Raw genomic sequence first — 22,446 nt, forward strand, 5'->3', positions numbered from 1 at the left:
TTGATTGATCTCTGCCTGCCGGATCGTGGTGCCGTCCTCAAGACAATTGGCCGTCTCCCGCAAGCGGTCCCTCGGCAATTTATCTTGACGCCGTCCCCCCGATCAGGCCGTCTGTGCTCAAGCAAGGGCGGCTCCGAAACCAGCGGGAGGATTGACATGAACATACGACGGATATCATCGGGCGGCGCATTCGAGCAGAAGGTCGGCTATTGCCGTGCAGTTGTCGCGGGCGGATTTGTCCATGTTGCAGGCACCGTGGGACAGGGCAATGATGTGGTCAGTCAATGCCGGTCTGCATTGGAAATCATCGCAGCGGCACTGGATGAAGCAGGCGCTTCTTTTGCGGATGTGGTGCGGGTGACCTACATGCTGCCGGATCGCGCCGAGTTCGAGCCGTGTTGGCCCGTGCTGGTGGCCGCATTTGGTGAGAACCCGCCCGCGGCAACCATGATCGAATGTGGGCTGATCGACCCGAAGTACCGGATCGAGATCGAAGTGACAGCGCTGTTGCCGGCCTAGGCGACTTCCTCGAAGCGGTCGCCAAGGCGCTCCTGTACCTCTTTCGGGTCAAGCGGATCCCAGCGGGCGCTCCCCTTCGCGATGAAGCCTGCCTGGGCCAAGGCGGTTTGCACTGCGGGCATGTCCAACTCGCCCATCCACATGCGCGGCTTGGCGGCCCCCAGAGGTTTCCATGATCGCTTGAGGTGGGTGATGGTCACAGGCGCGGTTCCGGTGAAAGACCGGACGTGCGTTTCAAGGTTGGCTGTGGCACCGGACGGGCGGCGTACGATCATCGCAATGTCGGTTTTCGGATCCGCGACCATTGCCAGCATATGCAGGGCTGATCCTTCTGCGGCAATCACTTGCCTGGCGGCCTTATAGGTCGCGATCTGGTGGAATATGTCATGCTTTTCAGGGTGATAGATGCTGTAGTCTTCGGCAGCCAACTTGGCCTCAAGCTCTGACTCTCCGATCAGGTTGCCACGTCCGGCGGGCAGCTTGCTGCGGCTGATATAGAGCTTCTCGGCGCCGTCTGCCTTAACGTCCTTGCCAAAGCGGTTGGCGATGGCGGCGCGGTATTCTTGGGTGCCTTCGATCATGCGGCCCAGACCGAAGCCTTGGCCAGGGACGATCAGCTTTTCCACACGCTCGGGGGCTGCCGCGCACACCACGGGGGCATCTGTGCCAAGTAGGGCAACCAGATCACGTTGGAACTGAAGCACGTCTTCGCCATTGCGCGGTCGTTTGGGAATGAAGAGAATGCCGTCGATCTTGTCTTTGAGGTGATCAAGTGCCCAGAGCCGTGCCGTGCTCTCCACCAGAAAATGTCCGAAGTGCATCCAAAGCACACCACCCCATAGCCAGGTTCCCTTGCGCAGCGGCAGCTCACCTTCCGGCATCGGCGGTTTTATCGTCAAAGAGCGCCCGTTCCGCCACAACGCGCCGGAGCTGTGATAGCTGCCGTCGCTGCGCAGCAGGCCGGCCTTTTGGACAAAGTTCTGTTCCGTCGGAGGGACGACGACGGCCTTTTCCAGCGTTTCGATCTGGGTGGTCCATCCGCCTTCGGGCACGGGGGGCTGCAAGGCTTTGTCGAAGGTGCAGGTCCAGACATGGCGGGTGGAATGGCCGGCCACTTTGGCGAAACCGGCACGTTCAAGGATGGATTTACATTCAATCATGCCTTCCACGCCATAGGCTTCGGGGTGGAATTCAATCACGATGGCCCGGATCCCATCGAGTGAGGCATGGCGCAAAAAGTCGAGCTCGCCGCCCTCAATGTCCATCAAAAGGATGTCCGGAGCGAATTCTGCATGGACGGTTTTGTAGTCCGCTGTCGGGACTTCGACTGCTGTGGTCGCACGGCTGTCGGTATCGATCAACGATGAGCCGAGATAGGAGTTGCGGATATGGAAGGTCATGGTTTTGGGCGCGTCGGGTGCCGAGATCAGCACCTCGTTGCGGACTTCGATCTTGGTTTCGAGCCGGTTCAGCTCGTAGAGCGCAGTGATATGCTCAATCAGGTTCGGATTGGCCTCGAACGACAGCACTTTGGCCGGTTCGGCGTTTTTTGCGACAATTGCACCGACCAAGCCGATGCCCGCGCCCAATTCCAACACCTTATCGCCACGGCGCACCACCTTCAAAGCGCCCGCAATTTCCTGTCCCTCATAACGTGCACCATTGATTCGCTCGATACGGGTGGGGGTGAGCAGGGGGCTGTCCGGCACTTTGACACCATGACATTCTGCGGCATGGGTCGGTTCGGTGCTTTTGGTTGCCATGGGATTGTCTCCGTTTCAAAAACACTACCTTGCGGGGGCATCTGGGCCAATGGTTTTGCCAAAGAGGCTTAATCCTCGGCAAAGGTCCGAGTCTTTGTCGCAACACCGTCCTGCCGCTGGACGCGCCGCGCGCAGTGGTGCATAACCGCTTTAATCGAGCGCGGAGAGCATCATGGGCCTTTTGAATACAATCTTTCGGGCATTGACCTGGTGGGATGGCAACACCCTGAACACCCAGTTCTGGAGCTGGCGCAAGGGCGTCAAAGTGGGGGAAGACGAGCAGGGAAATATTTATTTCCGCAATGCCGACAACACCCGGCGCTGGGTCATGTTCAATGGTGAAATGGAAGCGACACGGGTCAGTCCGGACTGGCACGGCTGGTTGCACCATACATGGGACGAGCCGCCGACAGATCGGCCCTTGGCGCATAAGACCTGGGAAAAGCCGCATATCGAGAACCTGACAGGGACCGCAATGGCCTATGCGCCGGCCGGGTCGATCCGGCAGGAAAAGCCTGCGGACCGTTCCGATTACGAGGCATGGACGCCGGAGTGATCGCGTGAAACACGCTTTCAGGCAGATGTTCAAGTCACTGGCATTGCTGAGTTTATTGGCAAGTCCTGTAGCGGGACAGAGCGTGACAAGCGGCCCCGGTGCCGTGTTGCGATCGCTTGACAAGACTTCTGGTCAGACGAGGGATTTCGAACTGCGTGTCGGCCAAATACAGGCGATTGGCCCGGTGCAAGTGGTGCTGAACGACTGTCGCTACCCTGAGGGTAATCCTTCGGGCAATGCCTTCGCTTCCCTTGAGATTTCCGAACAGGGGCGCGCGGGCGTTCTGTTTTCGGGTTGGATGATTTCATCCTCTCCCGCTTTGTCAGCGCTAGAACATCCGCGCTACGATGTTTGGGTCATCCGCTGCATCACCTCATAAAGGGTCAGCGGTTCTGGACCCGTGAAGTCTGCCGTGCGGGTTTGGGCATGTTCCAGTAGTGTGTGATATGCTTTGCGCGTTATTTCCTGCGCCCCAAGGGACGCAAGATGTGTGGTCAGGAACTGCGTGTCAAACAGGGTGAAACCAGCGCGGTTCAATCTGTCGATCAATGCGGCCAGCGCCATCTTCGACGCATTACTGCGCCGTGAAAACATGCTTTCGCCAAAGAATGCGGTGCCCAGCGTCACTCCGTAAACGCCACCAACCAGGCTGCCCGCATCCCGAATTTCTAGCGAATGAGCGTGCCCCCTAAGGTGCAGCGCGCTGTAAAGACTGGATATTTCAGCGTTGATCCATGTGTCGGCACGGTCCGCGCAGGCCGCGACCACGGCGTCGAAATCGCGGTTGATCGCCACCTCAAATGTGCTGCGCCGCATGGCTTTGGCCAGCGACCGGGACATGTGAAAGCCGTCCAGCGGCAGCACCCCGCGCCGTTCGGGATCGACCCAAAAGATCTCTGTGTCGTCGCGGTGTTCTGCCATCGGAAAAATCCCGATAGCATAGCCGTGCAGCAAAAGCTCCGGTGTCAGGTCGGGCATCGCGCGTCAGGCATCGCCCAAAGTGGTTTCCAGCCATTGTTCAAGCCAGTGGATGTTATAGTCACCGGTATGAATCGCCTTTTCCTGAAGAAGGGCATGAAACAGCGGCACCGTCGTATCGACACCGTCCACAATCAGTTCTCCGAGTGCGCGGTCCAGACGGGCCAGCGCCTCTGGCCGGTCGCGGCCGTGGACAATAAGCTTGCCGATCAGGCTGTCGTAAAATGGCGGGATTGAGTAGCCATCGTAAAGGGCGCTGTCCATCCGCACACCGAGGCCACCCGGCGCATGGTACTGCGTGATCCGTCCGGGGCAGGGCGTGAAATTCGGCAGCTTCTCGGCGTTGATCCGCACCTCGATGGCGTGCCCATTGATCGTCAGATCGTCCTGCTGAAAAGACATATCAAGACCAGAGGCCACACGAATCTGTTCGCGCACCAGATCGACGCCAAAGATCGCTTCGGTGACCGGGTGTTCGACCTGAAGGCGGGTGTTCATCTCGATGAAGTAGAACTCGCCGTTCTCATAGAGAAACTCGATCGTGCCTGCGCCGATGTAGTTGATATTGGCCATGGCATCCGCACAGACCTTGCCGATGCGCGCGCGCTCTTCGGGGGTGATGGCGGGACCGGGGGCTTCCTCGAACACCTTCTGGTGGCGGCGCTGAAGCGAGCAATCGCGTTCGCCCAGATGCACGGCGCGGCCTTTGCCATCGCCGAAAACCTGAATTTCGATATGGCGTGGCGTGGTCAGGTATTTTTCGATGTAAACTTCGTCATTGCCGAAGTTCGACTTGCCCTCGGCCCGCGCGGTCTGGAACGCGCGCTCCATATCCTTGGCGGTTTGGGCGACCTTCATGCCTTTGCCACCGCCACCTGCCGTGGCCTTGATGATCACAGGATAGCCCATTTCTTCGCCAAGCGCCTTGGCGTCTTCTAGTGTGGCGACGCCGCCATCCGAGCCGGGCACACAAGGCACACCCAGTTTCTTCATGGTATCCTTGGCGGTGATCTTATCACCCATTACGCGGATATGTTCGGCAGTGGGGCCGATAAAGGTGAGCCCGTGATCCTGTACCACCTGCACAAAAGCGGCGTTTTCCGACAGAAATCCATAGCCAGGGTGAATCGCTTCGGCTCCCGTGATTTCGCATGCGGCGATGATTGACGGAATTGACAGGTAAGACTGCGCCGAAGACGGCGGCCCAACGCAGACGGATTCGTCGGCCATACGCACATGCATCGCGTCGCTGTCTGCGGTCGAATGCACTGCAACGGAGCCGATGCCCATCTCGCGCGCGGCCCGGATCACGCGCAAGGCAATTTCGCCCCGGTTGGCGATCAGAATTTTATTGAACATCCTGCGGCAGCCTTATTCAAGGATCACAAGAGGTGCGCCAAACTCGACGGCATCACCGTCCCCGACCATGATGCGCTTGACCGTACCTGCGCGCGGCGCGGGGATGTGGTTCATGGTTTTCATCGCCTCGACGATCAACAGTGTGTCGCCTTCGGCCACCGAAGCCCCCACAGTGATAAAGGCAGGTGCGCCCGGTTCGGCCTGCATATAGATCGTGCCGACCATGGGAGAGGTCACAGCACCCGGCAGGCTGGCGGGGTCTGCCGCGCCATCACCCCCCGCGGAAGGGGAAGACATCGCAGCCGGAGCAGGAGAGGCCATCGCCGGCGGAGCAGCCTGCATTTGGGGGGCGGCAGCCATGATTTGCTGCGGAGGTTTGCGGCTGACGCGCACGTTCAGACTGTCGTCCTCGGCATAGTCCCGCTTGACCTGAAGCTCGGTCAGGTCGTTTTCGTTCAAAAGCTCGGCAAGTGCGCGGATGAAAGCGACATCCGCGTCATGGGTGTTTTTTGTCATATAATCCTCGACATGTGCCTGTCCGGCGACGCCATGCGCCGCTACGTCACCGGTTCTTATAGGCCATGGGACTGTCAGTGAAAACCCATCCCGTGCCAGTGGCGTTGTCATGCGGCGAGCCTGCGGGCATTGTGCCGAAGAAAAGGGAGGGGGCGCTATGAACATGGCCTGTTGGCTTGTCGAAACACAGAGGGCTTTTCCGGATCGCCCGGCTTTGTTTCTGGGGACCGAACTTGTGGCGGACTACGCGGGTTTCGCGGATCGGGCCAAGCGTGTCGCAGCACTGTTGCACCGGCAGGGCGTCCAACCCGCTGACCGCGTGGCGATCTATATGGCCAATCGGCCGGACTATCTGGTGATCCTCTATGGGATATGGATCGCCGGTGCGGCGGCAGTACCGATTAACGCCAAGCTGCATCCCCGCGAGGTGATGTGGATATTGACCGATGCGGACTGCGATACGATCTTTGTGGCCGGGCAAAGTGATGACTTGCGAGCTGAACACTCTATCGACGTGGCCACCGCCGGTTTTGAAAACGACTTGGCGCAGCAGGTGCCGCTGGAAGCGGTTGCAGAGCGCAGCGCGGATGATCTGGCCTGGCTTTTCTACACATCGGGCACCACAGGCCAGCCCAAGGGTGTGATCATCACCCACGGCATGCTGATGTCGATGGCGCTGTGCTACAACACCGATGTGGAGCCTGTGCGCGCAGAGGATGCCACGCTTTACGCGGCTCCGATGAGCCATGGCGCGGGGCTTTATGCGGTGATGCATGTGCGTGCGGGGGCGCGGCACGTCTGTCCGGCCTCAGGCGGGTTCGAGGCAGGAGAGATTCTGTCTCTGGCTGCCCATTTTGGTGATGTGCAGATGTTTGCTGCCCCCACGATGGTCAAGCGCCTGACCGACGGTGCCCGTGCGGCAGACGACAGGGGTGAGGGGCTGCGCACAATCGTTTACGCGGGCGGGCCGATGTATAATGCTGACATCATAGATGCGGTGGATTGGTTCGGGCCAAAGTTCTTGCAAATCTACGGGCAGGGCGAATGCCCGATGGGGATTACGGCCCTGTCGCGTCACGATGTGTCTGACCGCAGCCAAACCGATTGGGAGGCGCGTCTGGCGTCGGTTGGCAGGGTGCAGGCGGCGGTTGAGCTGCGGATCGGCGGGCCGGAGGGTGAGAGCCTACCGGTCGGAGAGACCGGCGAAATCATGGTACGCGGTGCTACCGTGATGCCCGGCTATTGGCGCAACCCCGAGGCGACAGCCCGGACGCTGCGCAACGGCTGGCTGATGACGGGGGATATGGGAAGCCTTGATGCAGCGGGATATCTGACGCTACGGGACCGGAGCAAGGATGTGATTATCACCGGCGGTTCAAACGTCTATCCGCGCGAAGTGGAGGAGGTCTTGCTGGCACATCCTGATCTAAAAGAAGTTTCGGTCGTCGGCCGCGAACACCCGGAATGGGGTGAGGAGGTCGTCGCCTTTATCGTTGGTGATGTAGCGGAAGAGGCGTTGGACCAGCTATGTCTGGACCGGATCGCCCGGTTCAAACGGCCCAAAGCCTATGTCCGTTTGGCGCAATTGCCCAAAAACAATTACGGCAAGGTACTGAAGACTGCCTTGCGGGATCTTCTGTAGTCAGGGGCGCGATGTTGAGGGTGGCTTTGTAACGAGAAAGCGCGCCGGATGTGACGGCGCGCTTTGGTATTTTTGAAAGGGTGAAGCAGGGGCGGGGTGCTTAGATTGCGAGGTATTCCGCCCGCAGTTCCGCATTCTCCAGCACTTCTTGCGCGGTGCCGTCAAAGACGATGCCGCCGGTATCGAGGATCACGGCACGGTCTGCCAGTTTGAGCGCCCGGACGGCGTTCTGTTCGACCAGAATGGTTGTGATGCCCTGTTCTTTGATTATGCCAAGTGTTTTTTCGATCTCGTCGACGATCACGGGGGCGAGGCCCTCGTATGGCTCATCCAGCAGCAGCACCTTGATGTCGCGGGCCAGCGCACGGGCGATGGCCAGCATTTGCTGTTCGCCGCCGGAAAGGGTGGTGCCCTCTTGGCTTTTGCGTTCGCCCAGGCGGGGGAACAGGGTGTAGAGCCGTTCCAGTGACCAGCCGATGGGCGGCGCGATCTGGGCCAGTTTCAGATTTTCCTCTACCGTGAGGCCGGGAATAATCCGGCGGTCTTCGGGCACCAGACCCAAACCCGCCTGTGAGGCCTGGAAGGCTTGCATCTTGTGCAGAGGCTGATGGTCCAGCCAGATTTCACCGGATCGTGCTTCGGGCGAGGCAAGCCGCGCGATGGCCCGCAAAGTCGAGGTTTTGCCCGCCCCGTTTCGACCCAGAAGCGCGAGGATCTCGCCTTCGTGGACGTTAAAGCTGACGCCCTGCACGATATAGCTCTCGCCGTAATAGGCGTGCAGATCCCAGACCGACAGGAAGGCGGGTGCGGTGGCCGCGTGGTTGGCGTTTTTCTCAAGCGTTTGTGTGGTCATGTCTTTTATCCTTTGGGGCCGGGGGAGCGGGGGTGATTCCGCCCTATGCGGCGTCCTGCGTCTCGCCCAGATAGGCTTCGCGCACCTTAGGGTGGCCTTTGATCTTGTCAGGCGTGTCTTCGACAAGAGGTGTGCCCTGCGCGAGCACGGTGATCCGATCCGCGAGCGAGAATACCACATGCATGTCGTGCTCGATGATGGCGATGGTGATGTCGCGCTCTTCCTTGATCTGCTTGAGCAGGTCGATGGTGTTGTTGGTATCGGCCCGTGCCATACCGGCGGTGGGCTCATCCAGCAGCAGCAACCGCGGTTCTTGCGCAAGGCACATCGCGATCTCAAGACGGCGCTTGTCTCCGCGTGACATCGAAGAGGCCGTCATGTGGCGCTTCTCGATCAGCTTCATTTCTTCCAGCATACCTTCGGCTTTGCCGATGATATCAGTCTCATGCTTGATGCTTTCGATGGCGTGCATGCGAAAAGCACCGTCGCGTTTTGCGAAGCAGGGGATCAGCATGTTTTCCATTACTGTAAGATCACCAAAGATCTCGGGCGTCTGGAACACGCGGCTGATGCCCATCTGGTTGATCTCATAAGGTTTGCGACCCAGCACGGAATGGCCATCAAACATGACCGATCCGGTATCGGGGATCAGCTTGCCTACCAGACAGTTCAGCAGCGTCGACTTGCCCGCGCCATTCGGCCCGATGATCGCGTGGCACGAATTTTCCGCCACATTAAGGTTCACGTCACCCAGCGCCTGAAGGCCGCCAAACCGTTTGCCCACGTTCTTTACTTCAAGAATAGCCATATCGGATTTCCTTATTCAGCCGCAGGTTTGCGTTGTTCGGCGGCGTCCGCCTCGATGCTGTTTGCGTTGGCGTCGCGGCGCCGGAACATCTTACCGATCCGCTGTCCGCCTTCGACCAGACCACCCGGCAGAAAGATCACCACCAGCATGAACAAGAGACCGAGCGTGAGGTGCCAGCCCTTGCCGACGAAGGGATAGATGATTGCGACCAATACATCCTCGATGCCGTCCGGCATGAAGGCAAACCATTGCTCCAGCACGGATTTGTTGATCTTGGAGACGATGTTTTCCATGTATTTGATGAAACCGGCACCAAGCACGGGGCCTATCAATGTGCCTGCACCGCCGAGGATGGTCATCAAGACCACCTCACCCGAAGCAGTCCAGAACATCCGTTCCGCGCCCACTTGCGTATCCATCGCCACCAACAAACCACCCGCCAGACCGGCATACATACCGGAGATCACGAAGGCCGCAAGCGTGTAGGGTTTGGAGTTCAAGCCAGTGTAGTTCATCCGCTGCTGGTTCGATTTCACCGCCCGCAGCATCATACCGAAAGGTGAGCGGAAGATGCGGATCGACAGGTAGAAGGCGACCAGCATCACCACAGCCGCGATGTAATAGCCTGCGTTAAAGGTGAAGACCCAGTTGCCCATCTCAAGCTGGAAGCCCTGGTTCATTTCGAGGCCAAAGAGATTGGCGCGGGGCTGCTGGCCCGCCTCCAGCGCTTTGTCGAGCACACGGGGGTCGGTGTATTTCGGCTGAAGGCCTGTTTCACCGCCAGTGATCGGCGTCAGCACCGAATAGGCCAGTGCGTAGGACATCTGGGCAAAGGCCAGCGTCAGGATGGAGAAGTAGATCCCCGAGCGCCGCAGGGAAATAAACCCGACCAGCAAAGAGAACAGACCGGCAATGATAATCGAGACAACGATCGCAGGGATCACGTTCATCGTCAGCAGTTTCATCATCCAGATTGCCGCGTAGGAACCGACACCCAGAAAGGCCGCGTGGCCGAAGCTGAGATAGCCTGTCAGGCCGAAGAGGATGTTAAAGCCGATGGCGAAGATGCCAAAGATCACCAGACGCTGCATCAGGTCGGGGTAGCCCGCGTTGAATTGCGCCATCGCCGAGCCTTCAGGGAAGGGGTTCAGGATGAAGGGAGCGGCGAGTGCCAGGATTGCGACGACAATCAACAAGCCCGCGTCTTTTTTGTTAAGTCCAAACATGTTCTTAGTCCTCCATCACGCCTTTGCGCCCCATCAGGCCGCGTGGTCGCGTCAGCAGAATGATGATCGCCACAAGGTAGATGATGATCTGGTTGATGCCGGGCAGGGTCTCAAGCACGACGGACATTGAGGCAAAGCTTTCGAGGATGCCGAGCAGAAAGCCCGCCAGCACCGCACCGGGCAACGAGCCCATGCCGCCGACAACCACAACCACAAAGCTGAGCACCAGAAAGTCCATACCCATGTTATAGTTGGGCGAGTTGATCGGCGCGTACATCGCACCCGCCACCCCTGCGACCGCAGCCGCGATGCCGAACATGATGGTAAAGCGTTTGTCGATGTTGATGCCCAACAGACCCACGGTTTCGCGGTCGGCCATCCCGGCGCGCACAACCATGCCGAAGGTGGTGAACTGCAAGAAAGCAAAGACACCGCCGATGATCACTGCCGCAAAGGCAAAGTAGACCAGCCGCCAGTAGGGGTAGATGATGGTATTGGGGTCAAAACCCAGCATTGCACCGAAATCGAACGATCCGGCAAAGGCGGAAGGTGCAGGTGTCGGGATCGGGTTGGCCCCGTAGAAATACTTGACGATCTCGGCCAGCACGATGGCCAGACCAAAGGTCACGAGGATCTGATCGGCATGGGGACGCTTGTAGAAATGCTTGATCAGGCCGCGTTCCATGGCAAATCCGATGGCGATCATGACCGGTACCGTAAAGAGCAGGGACAGCGGGACAGCCCAGTCAATGATCACATCGCCTGTTGCTTGTCCGAACATATCATAGATGTAGGGCACCTCGACTTTCAGCGGGTTGCCCAGAAAATCCTTCTGGCTTTCGTCAATCACGACATGGCTCAGCGACAGGATCTTGCTGAATGTCACAGCGCAGAAAGCACCGATCAAAAACAGCGCGCCGTGGGCAAAGTTGACCACGCCAAGTGTTCCGAAGATCAACGTGAGGCCCAAGGCAATCAGCGCATAGGCCGACCCTTTGTCCATACCGTTGAGAATTTGCAGAAGAATTGCGTCCATGGTCTTCCCCCCTCCAATCGCGCGGCCTGCTCGGGCCATAAGTGTCAGGGCGGAACGATATCCGCCCTGACGAAAGACTGTATGGCTGGCTTATGCGCCTGCGTTACATGTACCCAGTGAACCGCCAGCGAACTGCGGGTGATCGGGGGCGTATGTCACCTGCTCGGCAGGGGTGACTTCCACGATTTCCACCAGGTCGTATTCGTTCTCGGGCGTTTCCTTGCCGCGCACGACAACAACGTCCTTGAAGCACTGGTGATCGTCGGCACGGTAGAGGGTCGGACCGTTACCCAGGCCGTCAAATTCAAAGCCCGCGAGGGCTTCGACAACCGCACATGGGTTGAACGACCCGGCGCGTGTGACCGCATCCGCATAGAGCAGCGTTTGAACATAGCAGGTGTGCGCCGCCTGGCTGGGTGGGAAGCCGTACTTGGTGCCGAAGGATTGAACAAAGGCGTTGGTACCGGCGTAGCGGCTGCCCAATTCGTTCTCAAGCTTCCAGTCCCAGTTCTGCGAACCAAGGATACCCTTGATGTTCTGGCCAGCACCGCGGGCCATCAGCTCGGAATAAAGCGGCACGACGATCTCGAACTTCTTGCCGTTCACTTCCTTGTCACGCAGGCCGAACTGGACCGCGTTTGTCAGGGAGTTGACCATGTTGCCGCCGTAGTGGTTCAGAACCAGCACGTCTGCGCCGGACTGCAGAACAGGGGCGATATAGGCCGAGAAGTCGGTTTGTGTCAGAGGTGTTTTCACCGCGTTCACAGTTTCCCAACCCAGTGCTTCGGTCGAAGAGCGCACGGCTTCTTCCGTGGTGTAGCCCCAGTTGTAGTCCGCCGTCAGGTGATAGGCCTTGCGGTCCGCGCCGTATTCGTTGGAAAGGATGGGCGCAAGGGCGGCACCGGACATGTAGGAGTTGAAGAAGTGGCGGAAGCCATTGGCCCGCTTGTCCTTGCCGGTTGTGTCGTTGGCGTGTGTCAGACCCGCCATAAAGATAACCCCGGCCTCCTGGCAAAGCGCCTGCACAGCCACGGCCACACCGGAGCTGGAACCGCCGGAAATCATCACAGCGCCGTCTTTTTCGATCATCGACTTCGCCGACGCGCGCGCGGCGTCAGATTTCGTCTGGGTGTCGCCGGTCACGAAGTTGACCTTCTTGCCCATGATGCCGTTCCCTTCCAGCACTTTGGAGCTGAAAGTCTGCATCATGCCGCCGTCACCTTCACCGTTCAGGTGCTCGACCGCCAGCTCAAACGCGCGCAGCTCGTCTGCGCCTTCATCGGCATAGGGGCCGGATTGTGGGACGTTAAAGCCCAGCGTTACCGTGTCGCCCTGTGGCGCGTTGGTAAAGCCGCTGTGGCCGTCGGCACGCAAATATGTTGGCAATGCAAGACCGGCGCTTGCGACAGCGCCCGTCTTGATCAGTCCACGACGCGTCAGTTTTGAAAATGACATGAATTCCTCCCGTTGGGTAAAAGCATCGCCGCATGTTACGCGGTCGAATGGCACAGGTGTGCAAAGAAAAGTACATCATGGCAGTCAAATCCGTTCAATAAGCCCCTTGTTAAACACATTTTTTTTGTAAACATCTTCGCATTGGATTTGTGTATTCTGTAAAGAGTATGATGTTGCAGCGCAGAAACGCGTTGAAATTGCGCTATAATCGGATGGGGATCTATGGCACGTGAAGCACTGACTGGCAGTCGGATCCGCGAACGGCGGGTGATGGCAGGATTGAAGCAAGCCGATCTGGCCCGCCAGATCGGGATCTCGGCCAGCTATTTGAATTTGATCGAACACAACCGCCGCAGAATCGGCGGAAAACTATTGCTCAACATCGCGGGTGCGCTTGCGGTTGAACCCCAAAGCCTGACCGAAGGGGCAGAAGCCGCATTGATCGCCACTCTGCGTGAGGCTGCGGATGATGTGGGCCTGAACCAACAAGACGCGGACCGCGCCGATGAATTTGCGGGCCGGTTTCCGGGCTGGGCCGATGTGCTGGCCGGCACACGAAAGCGCGTCGCCGCACTGGAGCAAACGGTTGAAGCGCTAAGCGACCGGTTGGCCCATGATCCACTGTTGGCCGCTTCCATGCATGAATTGCTCAGCACCGCCGCGGCGATCCGGTCGACCGCTGCCATTCTAGCAGAGACAGAGACCCTGCAACCCGAGTGGCGGGATCGTTTTCATGCCAACATTCACGAGGACAGCCGCCGGTTGTCTGACAGTGCGGAGTCCATCGTGACCTATCTGGATGCCGAACCAGGGGCAGCTGACCCTGCCAGTTCGCCACAAGAGGAGGTGGAGAAATATCTTAACGCTCATGACTTCAACTTTCCTTCGCTGGAGAGTGGAGCCGTGGCACCCGCGCAGATAGACGCGATGATTGCCGAGGCACCTGAGCTGACGTCTCAGGCGGGGCAATTCGGGGCTGCGACCGTGTTGCGGCAGGTTGCAGAGGATGCCGCGGTGCTGAAACTGGCAGCGCTGCGCGATGCGGTGGCGCAGGACGGTGCTGATCCGCTGGCTGTGGCGCGCAGGCTGCGGGTTTCGGTGCCTTGCGTGCTTCGGCGCATGGCTGCGCTGCCTGAATTGGGTGCGGGATTGGTGGTATGTGACCGGTCCGGCACCGTAATTTTTCGCAAATCCATCGAAGGGTTCACCATCCCGCGTCATGGGTCGTGTTGCCCACTTTGGCCACTTTTTGGTGCGTTGGGCCAGCCCGGCAGTGTTATCCGAGAGCGGATTGACCAATTGGGCCGGGCCGATGCCTCCTTTGACAGTTTTGCGGTCAGCGAGCCGGTGGGCGTGCCGCTCTACAACGCGCCCCCGCTGCTACGGGCGGTCATGTTGTTATTGCCGGTGCCACCCGGAAGCGGACGCGGCGCACCGGTTGGGTCTACCTGCCGCATTTGCCCGCATGAAGCCTGCCGCGCCCGGCGCGAACCTTCGGTCATGAAAGCAGGTGTCTGAACGCTGCGGCATATGATCTTTTGACAGGCCCCCAGTTCCGGTGCATCTTCCTGTGAAAGGTGGTGACGGAATGCGCAAGACAGTCCGCTCTGCCAGATGAGGGAGGGGCTGACGCACATGGGCAAACATGTTGTGCTGGTTGAGGATGAACAAAACATCGCAGAGGCGATCCGCTTTCTGCTGTCCAACGAGGGATGGCGGGTTGAGATGCTGGCCAACGGGTCGTCGGCGGTGGAGGTGATCCGCAAGGCGACACCCGATCTGGTGATGCTGGATGTGATGCTGCCCGGCAAAAGCGGGTTCGAGATTTTGCACGAATTACGTGCTGATCCTGCTTCCGCAGAATTGCCTGTGCTGATGCTGACCGCGCGCGGGCAGGCGCGCGACCGTGAAATGGCTGAAAAGGCGGGGGTCAGCCGCTTTATGACCAAACCCTTTTCCAACGCCGAGATGCTGGATGCGGTGCGCGCGCTGACCTGCTGATCGGCGTCACCTGCCGCAAGAGGTCTGCGCATGTCCAACCGTCCTGTCTTTCTCGCCCGTCAAAGCTATCGCCAACGGCGCATCATGGATGCGGTGCGGTTGCTGCCGTTTCTGGGAGCGGCCTTGTGGATGGTGCCTCTGGTCTGGCCGACCTCTGCAATACCTGTCGAGACTGCAACGGGTTCTGCCGGGCCAGTCCGCATGAGCACGGCATTGCTTTATATCTTTTGCATATGGGGGGGGCTGGTTTGCGCAGCCTTCGGCCTGTGGTTGCGCAGCCGGGGCACCGCCGTCGTTGACCCGCTTGCCGCATCGCCGGGCTCTTTGGACTGATGGTGGGGCTGAACCAACTGGTTCTGGTCTGTCTGACCTATGTGGTGTTCTTGTTCGGCATCGCGTTTCTGGCAGAGCGTGCCGCGATGAGCGGCCGCTGGTCTGCAGTCCTGCGGGCACCGGTGATCTATACGCTGTCGCTGTCGATCTATTGCACGGCATGGACCTTCTATGGCGCTGTCGGCTATGCCGCGCGGTCGGGGCTGGAATATGTGACCATCTACCTTGGTCCTTCGCTGGTCATAATCGGATGGTGGTGGGTCTTGCGCCGTCTGGTCAGCATCGGACGCAGCCATCGCGTCACCTCGATTGCGGATCTGATTTCGTCGCGTTACGGCAAATCCAACGGTTTGGCCATTGTGGTCACCCTAATGGCTGTCATCGGTGTGACGCCCTATATTGCGTTGCAATTGCAATCGGTTGTGCTGTCGATCTCTATCTTTTCCATACCCGAGATCGGAGGGGACGGCGCAGATGCTGCCAGTTCGTTCAACCCTACGCAGGCGGCATTCTGGGTGGCGATGGGCCTTGCGCTTTTCACCGTGCTGTTTGGCACCCGCACGCTGAACGTGAACGAACGCCAGCACGGCATTGTCATCGCTGTTGCTGTCGAGTCGGTCGTCAAGCTTGTCGCTCTTCTTGCGGTGGGCATCTTTGTCGTCTGGGGATTGGCAGGCGGACCGTCAGAGACACTTGCGCGTATCGACGCCTCGGCCATCGGAACATGGGAGGTGCAAAGCAGCCGTTGGGCCACCCTGACGCTGCTCTCGGCGGCGGCTTTCATCTGCCTGCCGCGCATGTTTCAGGTCATGGTGGTCGAGAATGACGACGAGCGATATCTACAGATCGCCTCATGGGCCTTTCCCACCTATCTTTTGCTGATGAGCCTTTTTGTTGTGCCGATCGCCGTTGTCGGCCTCGATCTGCTGCCTGCGGGGTCCAACCCGGATCTTTTTGTCTTGTCGCTGCCGCTAAGCCAGAACCAGAACGGGCTGGCGATGCTCTCCTTTCTGGGTGGGTTCTCTTCGGCCACGTCGATGGTGATCGTGGCCACGCTGGCGCTGAGCACGATGGTCAGCAACCATATTGTGATGCCGGTTTGGTTGGCGCTTCGGCAAGGCGGGGCATCGCAGTCAGGCGACGTGCGTAGTGTGGTGATCCGGGCGCGGCGGCTGTCGATCCTGATGATTATCGCGTTGGGTTTTTCTTATTATCGCGCCTCGGGCGGCGGTGGGGCACTGGCGGCTATCGGCACGATCAGCTTTTGTGGTGTAGCACAGTTCCTTCCTGTCCTGATGGGCGGGATCTTCTGGCGCGGAGCGACGCACAGCGGCGCTTTTGCCGGATTGTTTGTGGGGTTCGGACTTTGGATATTCACACTACTGTTGCCCAGTTTCGGACGAGACGCCGTTCTGCCCTCCGAGATTTTTGAGCAGGAGCTCTTTGGGCTTAGCATCCTGCGCCCCGAAGCGCTGTTCGGGATTGAGGGCATTGACCCGCTGGTCCACGCCGCGTTCTGGAGCCTGTCTCTCAATACGCTGGTATTTGTTGTGGTTTCTCTCATAACCTTCCCGGACCCGATTGAACGCCTTCAGGGTGCCCAATTTGTCAATGTGCTGGAACACGCCGGCCCCTCACGGGTGTGGACCACCTCGGCCGCGGCGGCGGAAGACCTGATGATCATGACCCAACGCATATTGGGTGCCCCAGATGCGCAGCGGTTTTTCAAAGCGGAGGCCAAGCGTCAGGGAGTAGGCGGGCAATTGCCAGAACCCACGCCTTCTTTTGTTCAGGCTCTTGAGAGGGAATTGGCAGGATCTGTCGGGGCGGCAACCGCCCATGCGATGATTTCGCAGATCGTGGGCGGCACATCGGTATCGGTGCAGGATTTGCTGGCGGTTGCGGACGAATCTGCGCAAATGCTGGAATATTCAAACCAGCTTGAACAGAAATCCCGCGAGTTATCCGTGACCGCGGCACAGCTGCGGTCTGCCAATGAAAAGCTGACCCAGCTCAGCCTGCAAAAGGATGCGTTTCTGAGCCAGATCAGCCATGAGCTGCGCACGCCTATGACCTCGATCCGGTCGTTCTCGGAGATTTTGCGCGACGGTTCGACGATGACAGAGCAGGACAAGACACGCTATGTGTCCATCATTCACACAGAAACCATCCGTCTGACCCGTTTGCTGGATGACCTGCTGGATCTGTCGGTGCTTGAGAATGGTCAGGTTTCCCTGCATCTGGCGCGCGCGTCACTGGCCGACGTGATGGAACGGGCCGTCACTGCCGCCCTTGCTGGCTCGGATCAGCCGCTTGAGGTGAAGATCGGTACGATTGAGCCGCCGGTGGATCTTTATAGTGATCTGGACCGGCTTGTGCAGGTCTTCATCAATCTAATCCGAAATGCGCAGAAATACTGCGAAGCGGAAAGCCCGCAGCTGGACATTAGTGCACAACGGGACGGCGGTGATCTGGTGATTGACTTCGCTGACAATGGTGCTGGCATCGCAGCGGACGCGCAGGCGGTCATCTTTGAGAAGTTCTACCGGGTACCTGGTGCGCAGGGCGAGGGGGCAGGTCTGGGCCTTGCCATTTGCCACGAGATCATGATCCGTTTGGGGGGGAGCATCAGCTGTCTGTCCGGGCAATCATCGCAGAGGGGCGGCACCACCTTTCGCGTGCGTCTGCCCGCAACGGCACTGGCCGAGGGGACAGCACGAACAGCGGCTTCGGCGGGATGAAAGCGCAAACGTAAAGGCTCTGGTAACGACTTTTGCGTTAAGCATCAGGTCTAACACCGTCCTTGCGGACGCAGATATTTGGATCAGAGCAGCCTATGACAGCGCCCGAGCCGTCAGCCCAACCGGGCGCGGATTCCCCTGGCACGATCGTTCATCGCAAGGCCCGCGCGGGCCGGGCGGACCACCAGTCGCGGGCGATGTCGCTTTCAAAAGCGCTTCGTCTGACGCTGGCCAAGGTTGCTGACGACCTGTTTGATATGTCGATGTCTGCGATAGCGGTGCGCAGTGAAAGCTGTGAGGGTGAAAGTCTGCAGCAAAAGCTGGCCGGGGCGGGGTTGCTGATGCTGCTCGACGGGCCGAATCGCAGCCGGGGTGCCGCGATCCTTGATGTGCCGCTTGTGACCGGACTGATCCAGCAGCAAACCATGGGAAAGGTTTTGCCGGGGGAGAGTGATCCGGCCCGCGTGATGACGCCCACGGATGCTGCCATCACCGCACCGTTTCTGGATCGGCTACTGCTGCGTGCTACTCCGTTACCGGATGACAGCAAGGATCAAGCGCTGATCTCAGGCTACCATTTTGGCGCATGGATCGAAGACCCGCGTGTGCTGTGCATGGCGCTTGAGGCGCATAGCTATGAGATCATCTACATGTCGCTCGATATCGCGGGCGGCGTCCAGCAAGGCAACCTGACGCTGTGCCTTCCCCATGCGGATGCAGATGCCTGTCCGGAGGGGCGCGAACCTGGCGCAACGGGGGGCGATGTCAGTCCAATAGTTGAAGCGCCGACTGCGACCCTATCAGAAACGGTCCAGAACCTCAGGGCGGATTTGCGCATCGCCTTGGCAAACCTGCGCATGCCATTGCGCACGCTCAGCCAGCTAGAGATTGGCGCAGTGATCGATCTGGGCCGCGCCGACTTTCAAGATGTGCGTATCCAAAGCCTTGACGGCGCACCCGTGGGCCGCGGTGTGTTGGGGCAGGTCGACGGTTTGCGTGCGGTACAGGCGTCCGATGTGCTGGCCAAGCCGAAGCAGCAGATGCTGGATGACACAGCCGGTTCTATGGTGGGGCTAAATGGTCCTGTCGCACCGGACCTTGGTGGTCTGAACGGATCTAGGCATGATCCGGAGCAGATGCCAGAGTTGCCGGAGATGCCTGATGTTGGTGAATTGCCCGCATTGGGGGAAAGCGAAACGGCACCGGAACTGCCGGATTTGCCCGAGTTGCCAGACCTACCGGATATGTCGGACCTGCCCGATTTCGACGATATGCCGTCGCTCACAACTATGCAGGCGGGCTAGGCCAGCGCGGTCCGCCCGTAGAACGCTTTAAACAAAGGGCTCCGCAAGCACACCGCGCATGTGGCTCAGATCGTATCCCGCATCTCGCGCTGTATTGATAATCTGATCCGCATCGCGTGTTCCTGCCTCACCCAAAGCCCACGCGATGGTCGAGCGGGTGCCAGAGGCGCAATAGGCCAGCGTCACGGCTTCAGTCCCAGCCCCCAGACTGCGGTTTTGTGCAATCACATCCGGCACCATGCTTTGATGCGTCAGTGGTTGCTCGGCAAACGTCAGACCTGCCGCTTCGGCCGCCGTGCGGATGGCTGCGGCGGTATGGCTTGGTGGCACCTCGGCATCGGGGCGATTACACAGAATGTGGGTGATACCAGCAGCGCGCAATTCGGCCATATCGGCGGGATCAATCTGCGGACTGACGTAGAAGGTCGGGGTAAGCTGTCGAATATCCATGCGACTGATCTACGCAAGCGCCGGGGCGCTGTCCAGCCTTTGGCGCAAAGGCCCGACGTCAGGCCAGAAAAATACCCACGATTACCATCATCAGGCCGATCACAGACAAAAACAGCGCGCCAAGGTTCAACGGCAGCGCCGATTGCAGGACCTTGCGCATCGCCTCGTCATCCAGCTTGGCGCGTTTGGCGCGGCTGACGCGCAGGATGCACCATATCAATCCGATCAGCCCCAGGAGCGAAATCGCCGCGCCGGACCAGATGATGATGTCAAAAACGGATGTGCTCTGGGTCTCCATGGACGATTGGCTACGCCAAGTCGCCGGCAGTGGCAAGGGTGCCTTGCGGGGCGCGGGCGTCGCGGGTACTCAGGCGCAAATTATTCCCAACCGCAGGACAGGCCAGATGAGCGATCAATCCACCAACCCCGAAGTCGTCGAAAGCGCCGGCGACGCGACCTACCGCGTCACAGCCAATGAATTGCGCCAGTTTGTCGAGCGGATCGAGCGGCTGGATGCCGAGAAAAAGGATCTGGCCGAGCAGCAAAAGGAAGTCATGGCTGAAGCCAAGTCCCGCGGCTATGACACCAAGGTGCTGCGCAAGGTGATCGCCCTGCGCAAACGCGATGCAGATGATATTGCCGAAGAAGAAGCGGTGATGGAGATGTACAAGGAAGCGCTGGGCATGTGAGCCTGGCCACGCCTTCGACGGGCATCCGGGGACTGCGTAAAACAGGCCACACAAAGGCCTCTTGCACCTTGTCACCCAGCCCAATAGAAGGATGCAAATTTTCCCCCGCGCGGACCCCCGCGCGGCTTATTTCTATGGAGCACACATGCAGGTCAACGAGACGCTGAACGAAGGTCTGAAACGCGGCTACGCCATCACGGTTACAGCCGCCGAGCTGGACGCGAAGGTCAACGAAAAACTGGCCGAGGCACAGCCAGAAGTCGAAATGAAGGGCTTTCGCAAAGGCAAGGTCCCGATGGCATTGCTGAAAAAGCAGTTCGGCCAGCGGATCATGGGCGAAGCGATGCAGGAAAGCATCGATGGCGCGATGTCCGAGCATTTCGAAAAATCAGGCGACCGCCCCGCGATGCAGCCTGACGTCAAGATGACCAACGAAGACTGGAAAGAAGGCGACGATGTCGAGGTCACAATGACCTATGAAGCGCTGCCCGAGATCCCTGAGATCGATATGTCCAAGATCGAGCTTGAGCGCATGGTCGTTAAAGCCGAGGACGAAGCCGTTGAAGAGGCGCTCGCCAATCTGGCCGAAACCGCACAGGACTTTAAAGCCCGCAAGAAAGGCTCCAAGGCCAAGGACGGCGATCAGGTCACGATGGATTTTGTCGGCAAGGTGGACGGTGAAGCGTTTGAAGGCGGCTCTGCCGAAGATTTCCCGCTGGTTCTGGGGTCGGGTAACTTTATCCCCGGTTTTGAAGAGCAGTTGGTCGGTGTGAAAGCGGGCGAGGAAAAGTCTGTTACGGTGACGTTCCCCGAGGAATATCAGGCCGAGCATCTAGCCGGCAAAGAAGCCGTGTTTGACTGCACGATCAAAGAAGTGTCCGAGCCTGTGGCCGCCGAGATCAACGATGAGTTGGCGACCAAGTTCGGCGCAGAAGACCTTGCCGGTCTGAAAGCCCAGATCGCCGAGCGTCTGGAAGCCGAATATGCGGGTGCGTCCCGTGCTGTCATGAAGCGTGGTCTGCTCGACGCGCTGGACAAGATGGTGGATTTCGATCTGCCACCTTCACTGCTGGATGCAGAAGCGGGTCAGATCGCGCATCAGCTGTGGCACGAGGACAACCCTGACGTCGAAGGCCATGATCACCCCGAGATCGAGACAACCGAAGAGCACAAAAAGCTGGCCACACGCCGCGTGCGTTTGGGTCTTTTGCTGGCCGAGATCGGTCAGAAGGCAGAGGTTGAAGTCTCTGACGCGGAGATGACGCAGGCGATCATGGCGCAGGCGCGTCAGTATCCCGGTCAGGAGCGTCAGTTCTTTGAATTCGTGCAGCAGAACCAGCAGATGCAGCAGCAGCTGCGTGCGCCTTTGTTCGAAGACAAGGTGATCGACCATATCGCAGAGAATGCGAAAGTGTCCGAGAAAGAAGTCTCGAAGGACGATCTGCAGAAAGCCGTTGAGGCGCTTGAAGACGCTGAGTAAATTCTCAGTAATGTGATTTAGAAAAGCCCCGCAGTTTTGCGGGGCTTTTTTCTTGGGATCGGCCTTCTGTTTTGATCGGCCAGTTCCGGGGCAGGGACGATGCACCGCGTGCGTCGGGCTAGCCGGGCCGCAGACCTGTCTCCACCAACATGCCGTGCCGCTTGGCCTCGTAATAATAACCGCGGGCGTACCATTTGATCGCGGTGGCATGGTCTCCGTTCGACAAAAGCCAGGCTCCGCGCAGGTATTTAAGCGCGTATTGCAGGTTGGTATCGGCATCGAGCAAATCGCCGGGTTTGCCGCGAAACCCCATCGAACGGGCTGTGGCAGGCAAGATCTGCAGCAGGCCGTAGTAGGGACCGTTGCGTGCTTTGGGTTGATGCGTGCTTTCGCGAATGGCAAGCCGGTGCACCAGAGCGCGGGGCAGGTCGTAGTGATCTGACCACTGGTTGATCTTGGCACGGAGTTGCGGGGTCTCGTTCGGATAGAGAGGGGGCTCGTGGCGTTCTGGTACGCTGTCGGGAGCATCTTTGACCGTGCAGGCGCTCAGCGCCGCGCAGCCTAGCACAACAAAGGTACGGCGTGAGAGATGGGACATGACCGTGGCATTCTATCTAGGAACAGCTATCGCCCGAGCGATGCAGCGACTGCCGTGAACGTGCAAGCGAGATATGCGCGGGGGTGGAAAGTGGCGCGAAATCGCCCATAGCCCTGCATATTGCTGCCATAAACCAAGG

Annotated in this window: 23 protein-coding genes; 11 read left to right on the forward strand and 12 right to left on the reverse strand. The window is 59.1% G+C overall.

Going from position 1 to position 22,446, the window contains the following annotated elements:
- Positions 1 to 156: 156 nt before the first annotated feature.
- On the forward strand, positions 157 to 519 hold the full coding sequence (locus Z945_RS0113560; protein ID WP_025052650.1) for a RidA family protein: 363 nt from the start codon (positions 157 to 159) through the stop codon (positions 517 to 519).
- On the opposite strand, the gene Z945_RS19705 is transcribed toward Z945_RS0113560, so the two are convergent.
- Positions 516 to 2,282, reverse strand: coding sequence for an FkbM family methyltransferase (locus tag Z945_RS19705; protein WP_037971064.1), 1,767 nt, complete (start codon positions 2,280 to 2,282; stop codon positions 516 to 518). The genes Z945_RS0113560 and Z945_RS19705 overlap by 4 nt on opposite strands.
- A gap of 172 nt (positions 2,283 to 2,454) precedes the next feature.
- Between Z945_RS19705 and Z945_RS0113575 the strand changes: the two genes are divergently transcribed.
- Together Z945_RS0113575 and Z945_RS0113580 are read left to right on the forward strand one after the other, a co-directional pair.
- A complete protein-coding gene (locus tag Z945_RS0113575) occupies positions 2,455 to 2,838 on the forward strand; it encodes an NADH:ubiquinone oxidoreductase subunit NDUFA12 (RefSeq protein ID WP_025052651.1) in 384 nt (127 codons plus the stop codon).
- An 82-nt stretch (positions 2,839 to 2,920) separates the two neighbouring features.
- Complete coding sequence (locus tag Z945_RS0113580) at positions 2,921 to 3,217, forward strand: DUF2155 domain-containing protein (protein ID WP_338152106.1); 297 nt, start codon at positions 2,921 to 2,923, stop codon at positions 3,215 to 3,217.
- On the opposite strand, the gene aat is transcribed toward Z945_RS0113580, so the two are convergent.
- The 3 genes from aat to accB are packed head-to-tail and all read right to left on the reverse strand — an operon-like array spanning position 3,181 to position 5,691.
- Positions 3,181 to 3,816 carry a leucyl/phenylalanyl-tRNA--protein transferase gene (gene aat, locus Z945_RS0113585; protein ID WP_025052653.1) on the reverse strand — a complete coding sequence of 212 codons (636 nt, stop codon included), beginning with the start codon at positions 3,814 to 3,816 and terminating at the stop codon, positions 3,181 to 3,183. The genes Z945_RS0113580 and aat overlap by 37 nt on opposite strands.
- 6 nt (positions 3,817 to 3,822) lie before the next feature.
- Entirely contained in the window at positions 3,823 to 5,175 is a 1,353-nt protein-coding gene (gene accC / locus Z945_RS0113590; RefSeq protein ID WP_025052654.1) for an acetyl-CoA carboxylase biotin carboxylase subunit, read from the reverse strand.
- A gap of 12 nt (positions 5,176 to 5,187) precedes the next feature.
- Positions 5,188 to 5,691 (reverse strand): acetyl-CoA carboxylase biotin carboxyl carrier protein, encoded by a 504-nt coding sequence (gene accB, locus Z945_RS0113595; RefSeq protein WP_025052655.1) that lies wholly within the window; start codon positions 5,689 to 5,691, stop codon positions 5,188 to 5,190.
- A gap of 157 nt (positions 5,692 to 5,848) precedes the next feature.
- On the opposite strand from accB, the gene Z945_RS0113600 reads away from it, so the two are divergent.
- Positions 5,849 to 7,333: a class I adenylate-forming enzyme family protein gene (locus tag Z945_RS0113600; protein ID WP_025052656.1), complete on the forward strand. Its 1,485-nt coding sequence runs from the start codon at positions 5,849 to 5,851 to the stop codon at positions 7,331 to 7,333.
- Positions 7,334 to 7,433: 100 nt separating this feature from the next.
- Here Z945_RS0113600 and Z945_RS0113605 read toward each other — a convergent pair whose 3' ends face one another.
- The 5 genes from Z945_RS0113605 to Z945_RS0113625 all read right to left on the reverse strand — a co-directional run bounded on the left by Z945_RS0113605 (position 7,434) and on the right by Z945_RS0113625 (position 12,711).
- The gene (locus tag Z945_RS0113605; RefSeq protein WP_025052657.1) at positions 7,434 to 8,186 is read right to left on the reverse strand and encodes an ABC transporter ATP-binding protein; all 753 of its coding nucleotides are present in this window, start codon (positions 8,184 to 8,186) and stop codon (positions 7,434 to 7,436) included.
- Positions 8,187 to 8,229: 43 nt separating this feature from the next.
- Entirely contained in the window at positions 8,230 to 8,994 is a 765-nt protein-coding gene (locus tag Z945_RS0113610) for an ABC transporter ATP-binding protein (RefSeq protein WP_025052658.1), read from the reverse strand.
- Positions 8,995 to 9,005: 11 nt separating this feature from the next.
- A complete protein-coding gene (locus tag Z945_RS0113615; RefSeq protein WP_025052659.1) occupies positions 9,006 to 10,220 on the reverse strand; it encodes a branched-chain amino acid ABC transporter permease in 1,215 nt (404 codons plus the stop codon).
- A gap of 4 nt (positions 10,221 to 10,224) precedes the next feature.
- A complete protein-coding gene (locus Z945_RS0113620; protein WP_025052660.1) occupies positions 10,225 to 11,256 on the reverse strand; it encodes a branched-chain amino acid ABC transporter permease in 1,032 nt (343 codons plus the stop codon).
- A gap of 90 nt (positions 11,257 to 11,346) precedes the next feature.
- On the reverse strand, positions 11,347 to 12,711 hold the full coding sequence (locus tag Z945_RS0113625) for a substrate-binding protein (RefSeq protein ID WP_025052661.1): 1,365 nt from the start codon (positions 12,709 to 12,711) through the stop codon (positions 11,347 to 11,349).
- Positions 12,712 to 12,933: 222 nt separating this feature from the next.
- Here Z945_RS0113625 and Z945_RS0113630 point away from each other — a divergent pair, with 222 nt between their 5' ends.
- From Z945_RS0113630 to Z945_RS0113650, 5 genes are all read left to right on the forward strand, one after another.
- Positions 12,934 to 14,229: a helix-turn-helix transcriptional regulator gene (locus Z945_RS0113630; RefSeq protein WP_025052662.1), complete on the forward strand. Its 1,296-nt coding sequence runs from the start codon at positions 12,934 to 12,936 to the stop codon at positions 14,227 to 14,229.
- A 117-nt stretch (positions 14,230 to 14,346) separates the two neighbouring features.
- On the forward strand, positions 14,347 to 14,712 hold the full coding sequence (locus Z945_RS19710; RefSeq protein WP_037971313.1) for a response regulator transcription factor: 366 nt from the start codon (positions 14,347 to 14,349) through the stop codon (positions 14,710 to 14,712).
- Positions 14,713 to 14,742: 30 nt separating this feature from the next.
- Positions 14,743 to 15,045 carry a hypothetical protein gene (locus Z945_RS19715; protein ID WP_037971065.1) on the forward strand — a complete coding sequence of 101 codons (303 nt, stop codon included), beginning with the start codon at positions 14,743 to 14,745 and terminating at the stop codon, positions 15,043 to 15,045.
- Positions 15,045 to 17,786, forward strand: coding sequence for a sensor histidine kinase (locus Z945_RS0113645; RefSeq protein WP_025052663.1), 2,742 nt, complete (start codon positions 15,045 to 15,047; stop codon positions 17,784 to 17,786). Before Z945_RS19715 ends, Z945_RS0113645 begins: the two co-directional genes overlap by 1 nt.
- A 95-nt stretch (positions 17,787 to 17,881) precedes the next feature.
- On the forward strand, positions 17,882 to 19,090 hold the full coding sequence (locus Z945_RS0113650; RefSeq protein ID WP_025052664.1) for a FliM/FliN family flagellar motor C-terminal domain-containing protein: 1,209 nt from the start codon (positions 17,882 to 17,884) through the stop codon (positions 19,088 to 19,090).
- A 27-nt stretch (positions 19,091 to 19,117) separates the two neighbouring features.
- On the opposite strand, the gene Z945_RS0113655 is transcribed toward Z945_RS0113650, so the two are convergent.
- Together Z945_RS0113655 and Z945_RS0113660 are read right to left on the reverse strand one after the other, a co-directional pair.
- Positions 19,118 to 19,540: a protein tyrosine phosphatase family protein gene (locus tag Z945_RS0113655; protein ID WP_025052665.1), complete on the reverse strand. Its 423-nt coding sequence runs from the start codon at positions 19,538 to 19,540 to the stop codon at positions 19,118 to 19,120.
- A 58-nt stretch (positions 19,541 to 19,598) separates the two neighbouring features.
- Positions 19,599 to 19,838 (reverse strand): hypothetical protein, encoded by a 240-nt coding sequence (locus Z945_RS0113660; RefSeq protein ID WP_025052666.1) that lies wholly within the window; start codon positions 19,836 to 19,838, stop codon positions 19,599 to 19,601.
- Positions 19,839 to 19,944: 106 nt separating this feature from the next.
- On the opposite strand from Z945_RS0113660, the gene Z945_RS0113665 reads away from it, so the two are divergent.
- Both Z945_RS0113665 and tig read left to right on the forward strand, forming a co-directional pair.
- Positions 19,945 to 20,229 carry a DUF2312 domain-containing protein gene (locus Z945_RS0113665; RefSeq protein ID WP_025052667.1) on the forward strand — a complete coding sequence of 95 codons (285 nt, stop codon included), beginning with the start codon at positions 19,945 to 19,947 and terminating at the stop codon, positions 20,227 to 20,229.
- A 145-nt stretch (positions 20,230 to 20,374) separates the two neighbouring features.
- A complete protein-coding gene (gene tig / locus Z945_RS0113670) occupies positions 20,375 to 21,709 on the forward strand; it encodes a trigger factor (protein ID WP_025052668.1) in 1,335 nt (444 codons plus the stop codon).
- A 118-nt stretch (positions 21,710 to 21,827) separates the two neighbouring features.
- Here the strand turns inward: tig and Z945_RS0113675 are convergent, their stop codons facing one another.
- Positions 21,828 to 22,307, reverse strand: a complete 480-nt coding sequence (locus tag Z945_RS0113675) for a lytic transglycosylase domain-containing protein (RefSeq protein WP_025052669.1) — start codon at positions 22,305 to 22,307, stop codon at positions 21,828 to 21,830.
- Positions 22,308 to 22,446: the final 139 nt, after the last annotated feature.

This window comes from Sulfitobacter noctilucae (genome assembly GCF_000622365.1).
Taxonomy (GTDB): Bacteria; Pseudomonadota; Alphaproteobacteria; order Rhodobacterales; family Rhodobacteraceae; genus Sulfitobacter; species Sulfitobacter noctilucae.

What these genes read in the sequence shown, in the direction of transcription:
- Z945_RS0113610 (WP_025052658.1), bottom strand. Translation starts at nt 8,994, where the DNA reads ATGGCTATTCTTGAAGTAAAGAACGTGGGCAAACGGTTTGGCGGCCTT.
- Z945_RS0113560 (WP_025052650.1), top strand. Translation starts at nt 157, where the DNA reads ATGAACATACGACGGATATCATCGGGCGGCGCATTCGAGCAGAAGGTC.
- Z945_RS0113650 (WP_025052664.1), top strand. Translation starts at nt 17,882, where the DNA reads ATGACAGCGCCCGAGCCGTCAGCCCAACCGGGCGCGGATTCCCCTGGC.
- Z945_RS0113625 (WP_025052661.1), bottom strand. Translation starts at nt 12,711, where the DNA reads ATGTCATTTTCAAAACTGACGCGTCGTGGACTGATCAAGACGGGCGCT.
- Z945_RS0113675 (WP_025052669.1), bottom strand. Translation starts at nt 22,307, where the DNA reads ATGTCCCATCTCTCACGCCGTACCTTTGTTGTGCTAGGCTGCGCGGCG.
- Z945_RS0113605 (WP_025052657.1), bottom strand. Translation starts at nt 8,186, where the DNA reads ATGACCACACAAACGCTTGAGAAAAACGCCAACCACGCGGCCACCGCA.
- Z945_RS0113665 (WP_025052667.1), top strand. Translation starts at nt 19,945, where the DNA reads ATGAGCGATCAATCCACCAACCCCGAAGTCGTCGAAAGCGCCGGCGAC.
- Z945_RS19710 (WP_037971313.1), top strand. Translation starts at nt 14,347, where the DNA reads ATGGGCAAACATGTTGTGCTGGTTGAGGATGAACAAAACATCGCAGAG.
- Z945_RS0113600 (WP_025052656.1), top strand. Translation starts at nt 5,849, where the DNA reads ATGAACATGGCCTGTTGGCTTGTCGAAACACAGAGGGCTTTTCCGGAT.
- Z945_RS19715 (WP_037971065.1), top strand. Translation starts at nt 14,743, where the DNA reads ATGTCCAACCGTCCTGTCTTTCTCGCCCGTCAAAGCTATCGCCAACGG.
- Z945_RS0113630 (WP_025052662.1), top strand. Translation starts at nt 12,934, where the DNA reads ATGGCACGTGAAGCACTGACTGGCAGTCGGATCCGCGAACGGCGGGTG.
- Z945_RS0113660 (WP_025052666.1), bottom strand. Translation starts at nt 19,838, where the DNA reads ATGGAGACCCAGAGCACATCCGTTTTTGACATCATCATCTGGTCCGGC.
- aat (WP_025052653.1), bottom strand. Translation starts at nt 3,816, where the DNA reads ATGCCCGACCTGACACCGGAGCTTTTGCTGCACGGCTATGCTATCGGG.
- Z945_RS0113645 (WP_025052663.1), top strand. Translation starts at nt 15,045, where the DNA reads ATGGTGGGGCTGAACCAACTGGTTCTGGTCTGTCTGACCTATGTGGTG.
- tig (WP_025052668.1), top strand. Translation starts at nt 20,375, where the DNA reads ATGCAGGTCAACGAGACGCTGAACGAAGGTCTGAAACGCGGCTACGCC.
- Z945_RS0113620 (WP_025052660.1), bottom strand. Translation starts at nt 11,256, where the DNA reads ATGGACGCAATTCTTCTGCAAATTCTCAACGGTATGGACAAAGGGTCG.
- accB (WP_025052655.1), bottom strand. Translation starts at nt 5,691, where the DNA reads ATGACAAAAAACACCCATGACGCGGATGTCGCTTTCATCCGCGCACTT.
- Z945_RS0113575 (WP_025052651.1), top strand. Translation starts at nt 2,455, where the DNA reads ATGGGCCTTTTGAATACAATCTTTCGGGCATTGACCTGGTGGGATGGC.
- Z945_RS19705 (WP_037971064.1), bottom strand. Translation starts at nt 2,282, where the DNA reads ATGGCAACCAAAAGCACCGAACCGACCCATGCCGCAGAATGTCATGGT.
- accC (WP_025052654.1), bottom strand. Translation starts at nt 5,175, where the DNA reads ATGTTCAATAAAATTCTGATCGCCAACCGGGGCGAAATTGCCTTGCGC.
- Z945_RS0113615 (WP_025052659.1), bottom strand. Translation starts at nt 10,220, where the DNA reads ATGTTTGGACTTAACAAAAAAGACGCGGGCTTGTTGATTGTCGTCGCA.
- Z945_RS0113655 (WP_025052665.1), bottom strand. Translation starts at nt 19,540, where the DNA reads ATGGATATTCGACAGCTTACCCCGACCTTCTACGTCAGTCCGCAGATT.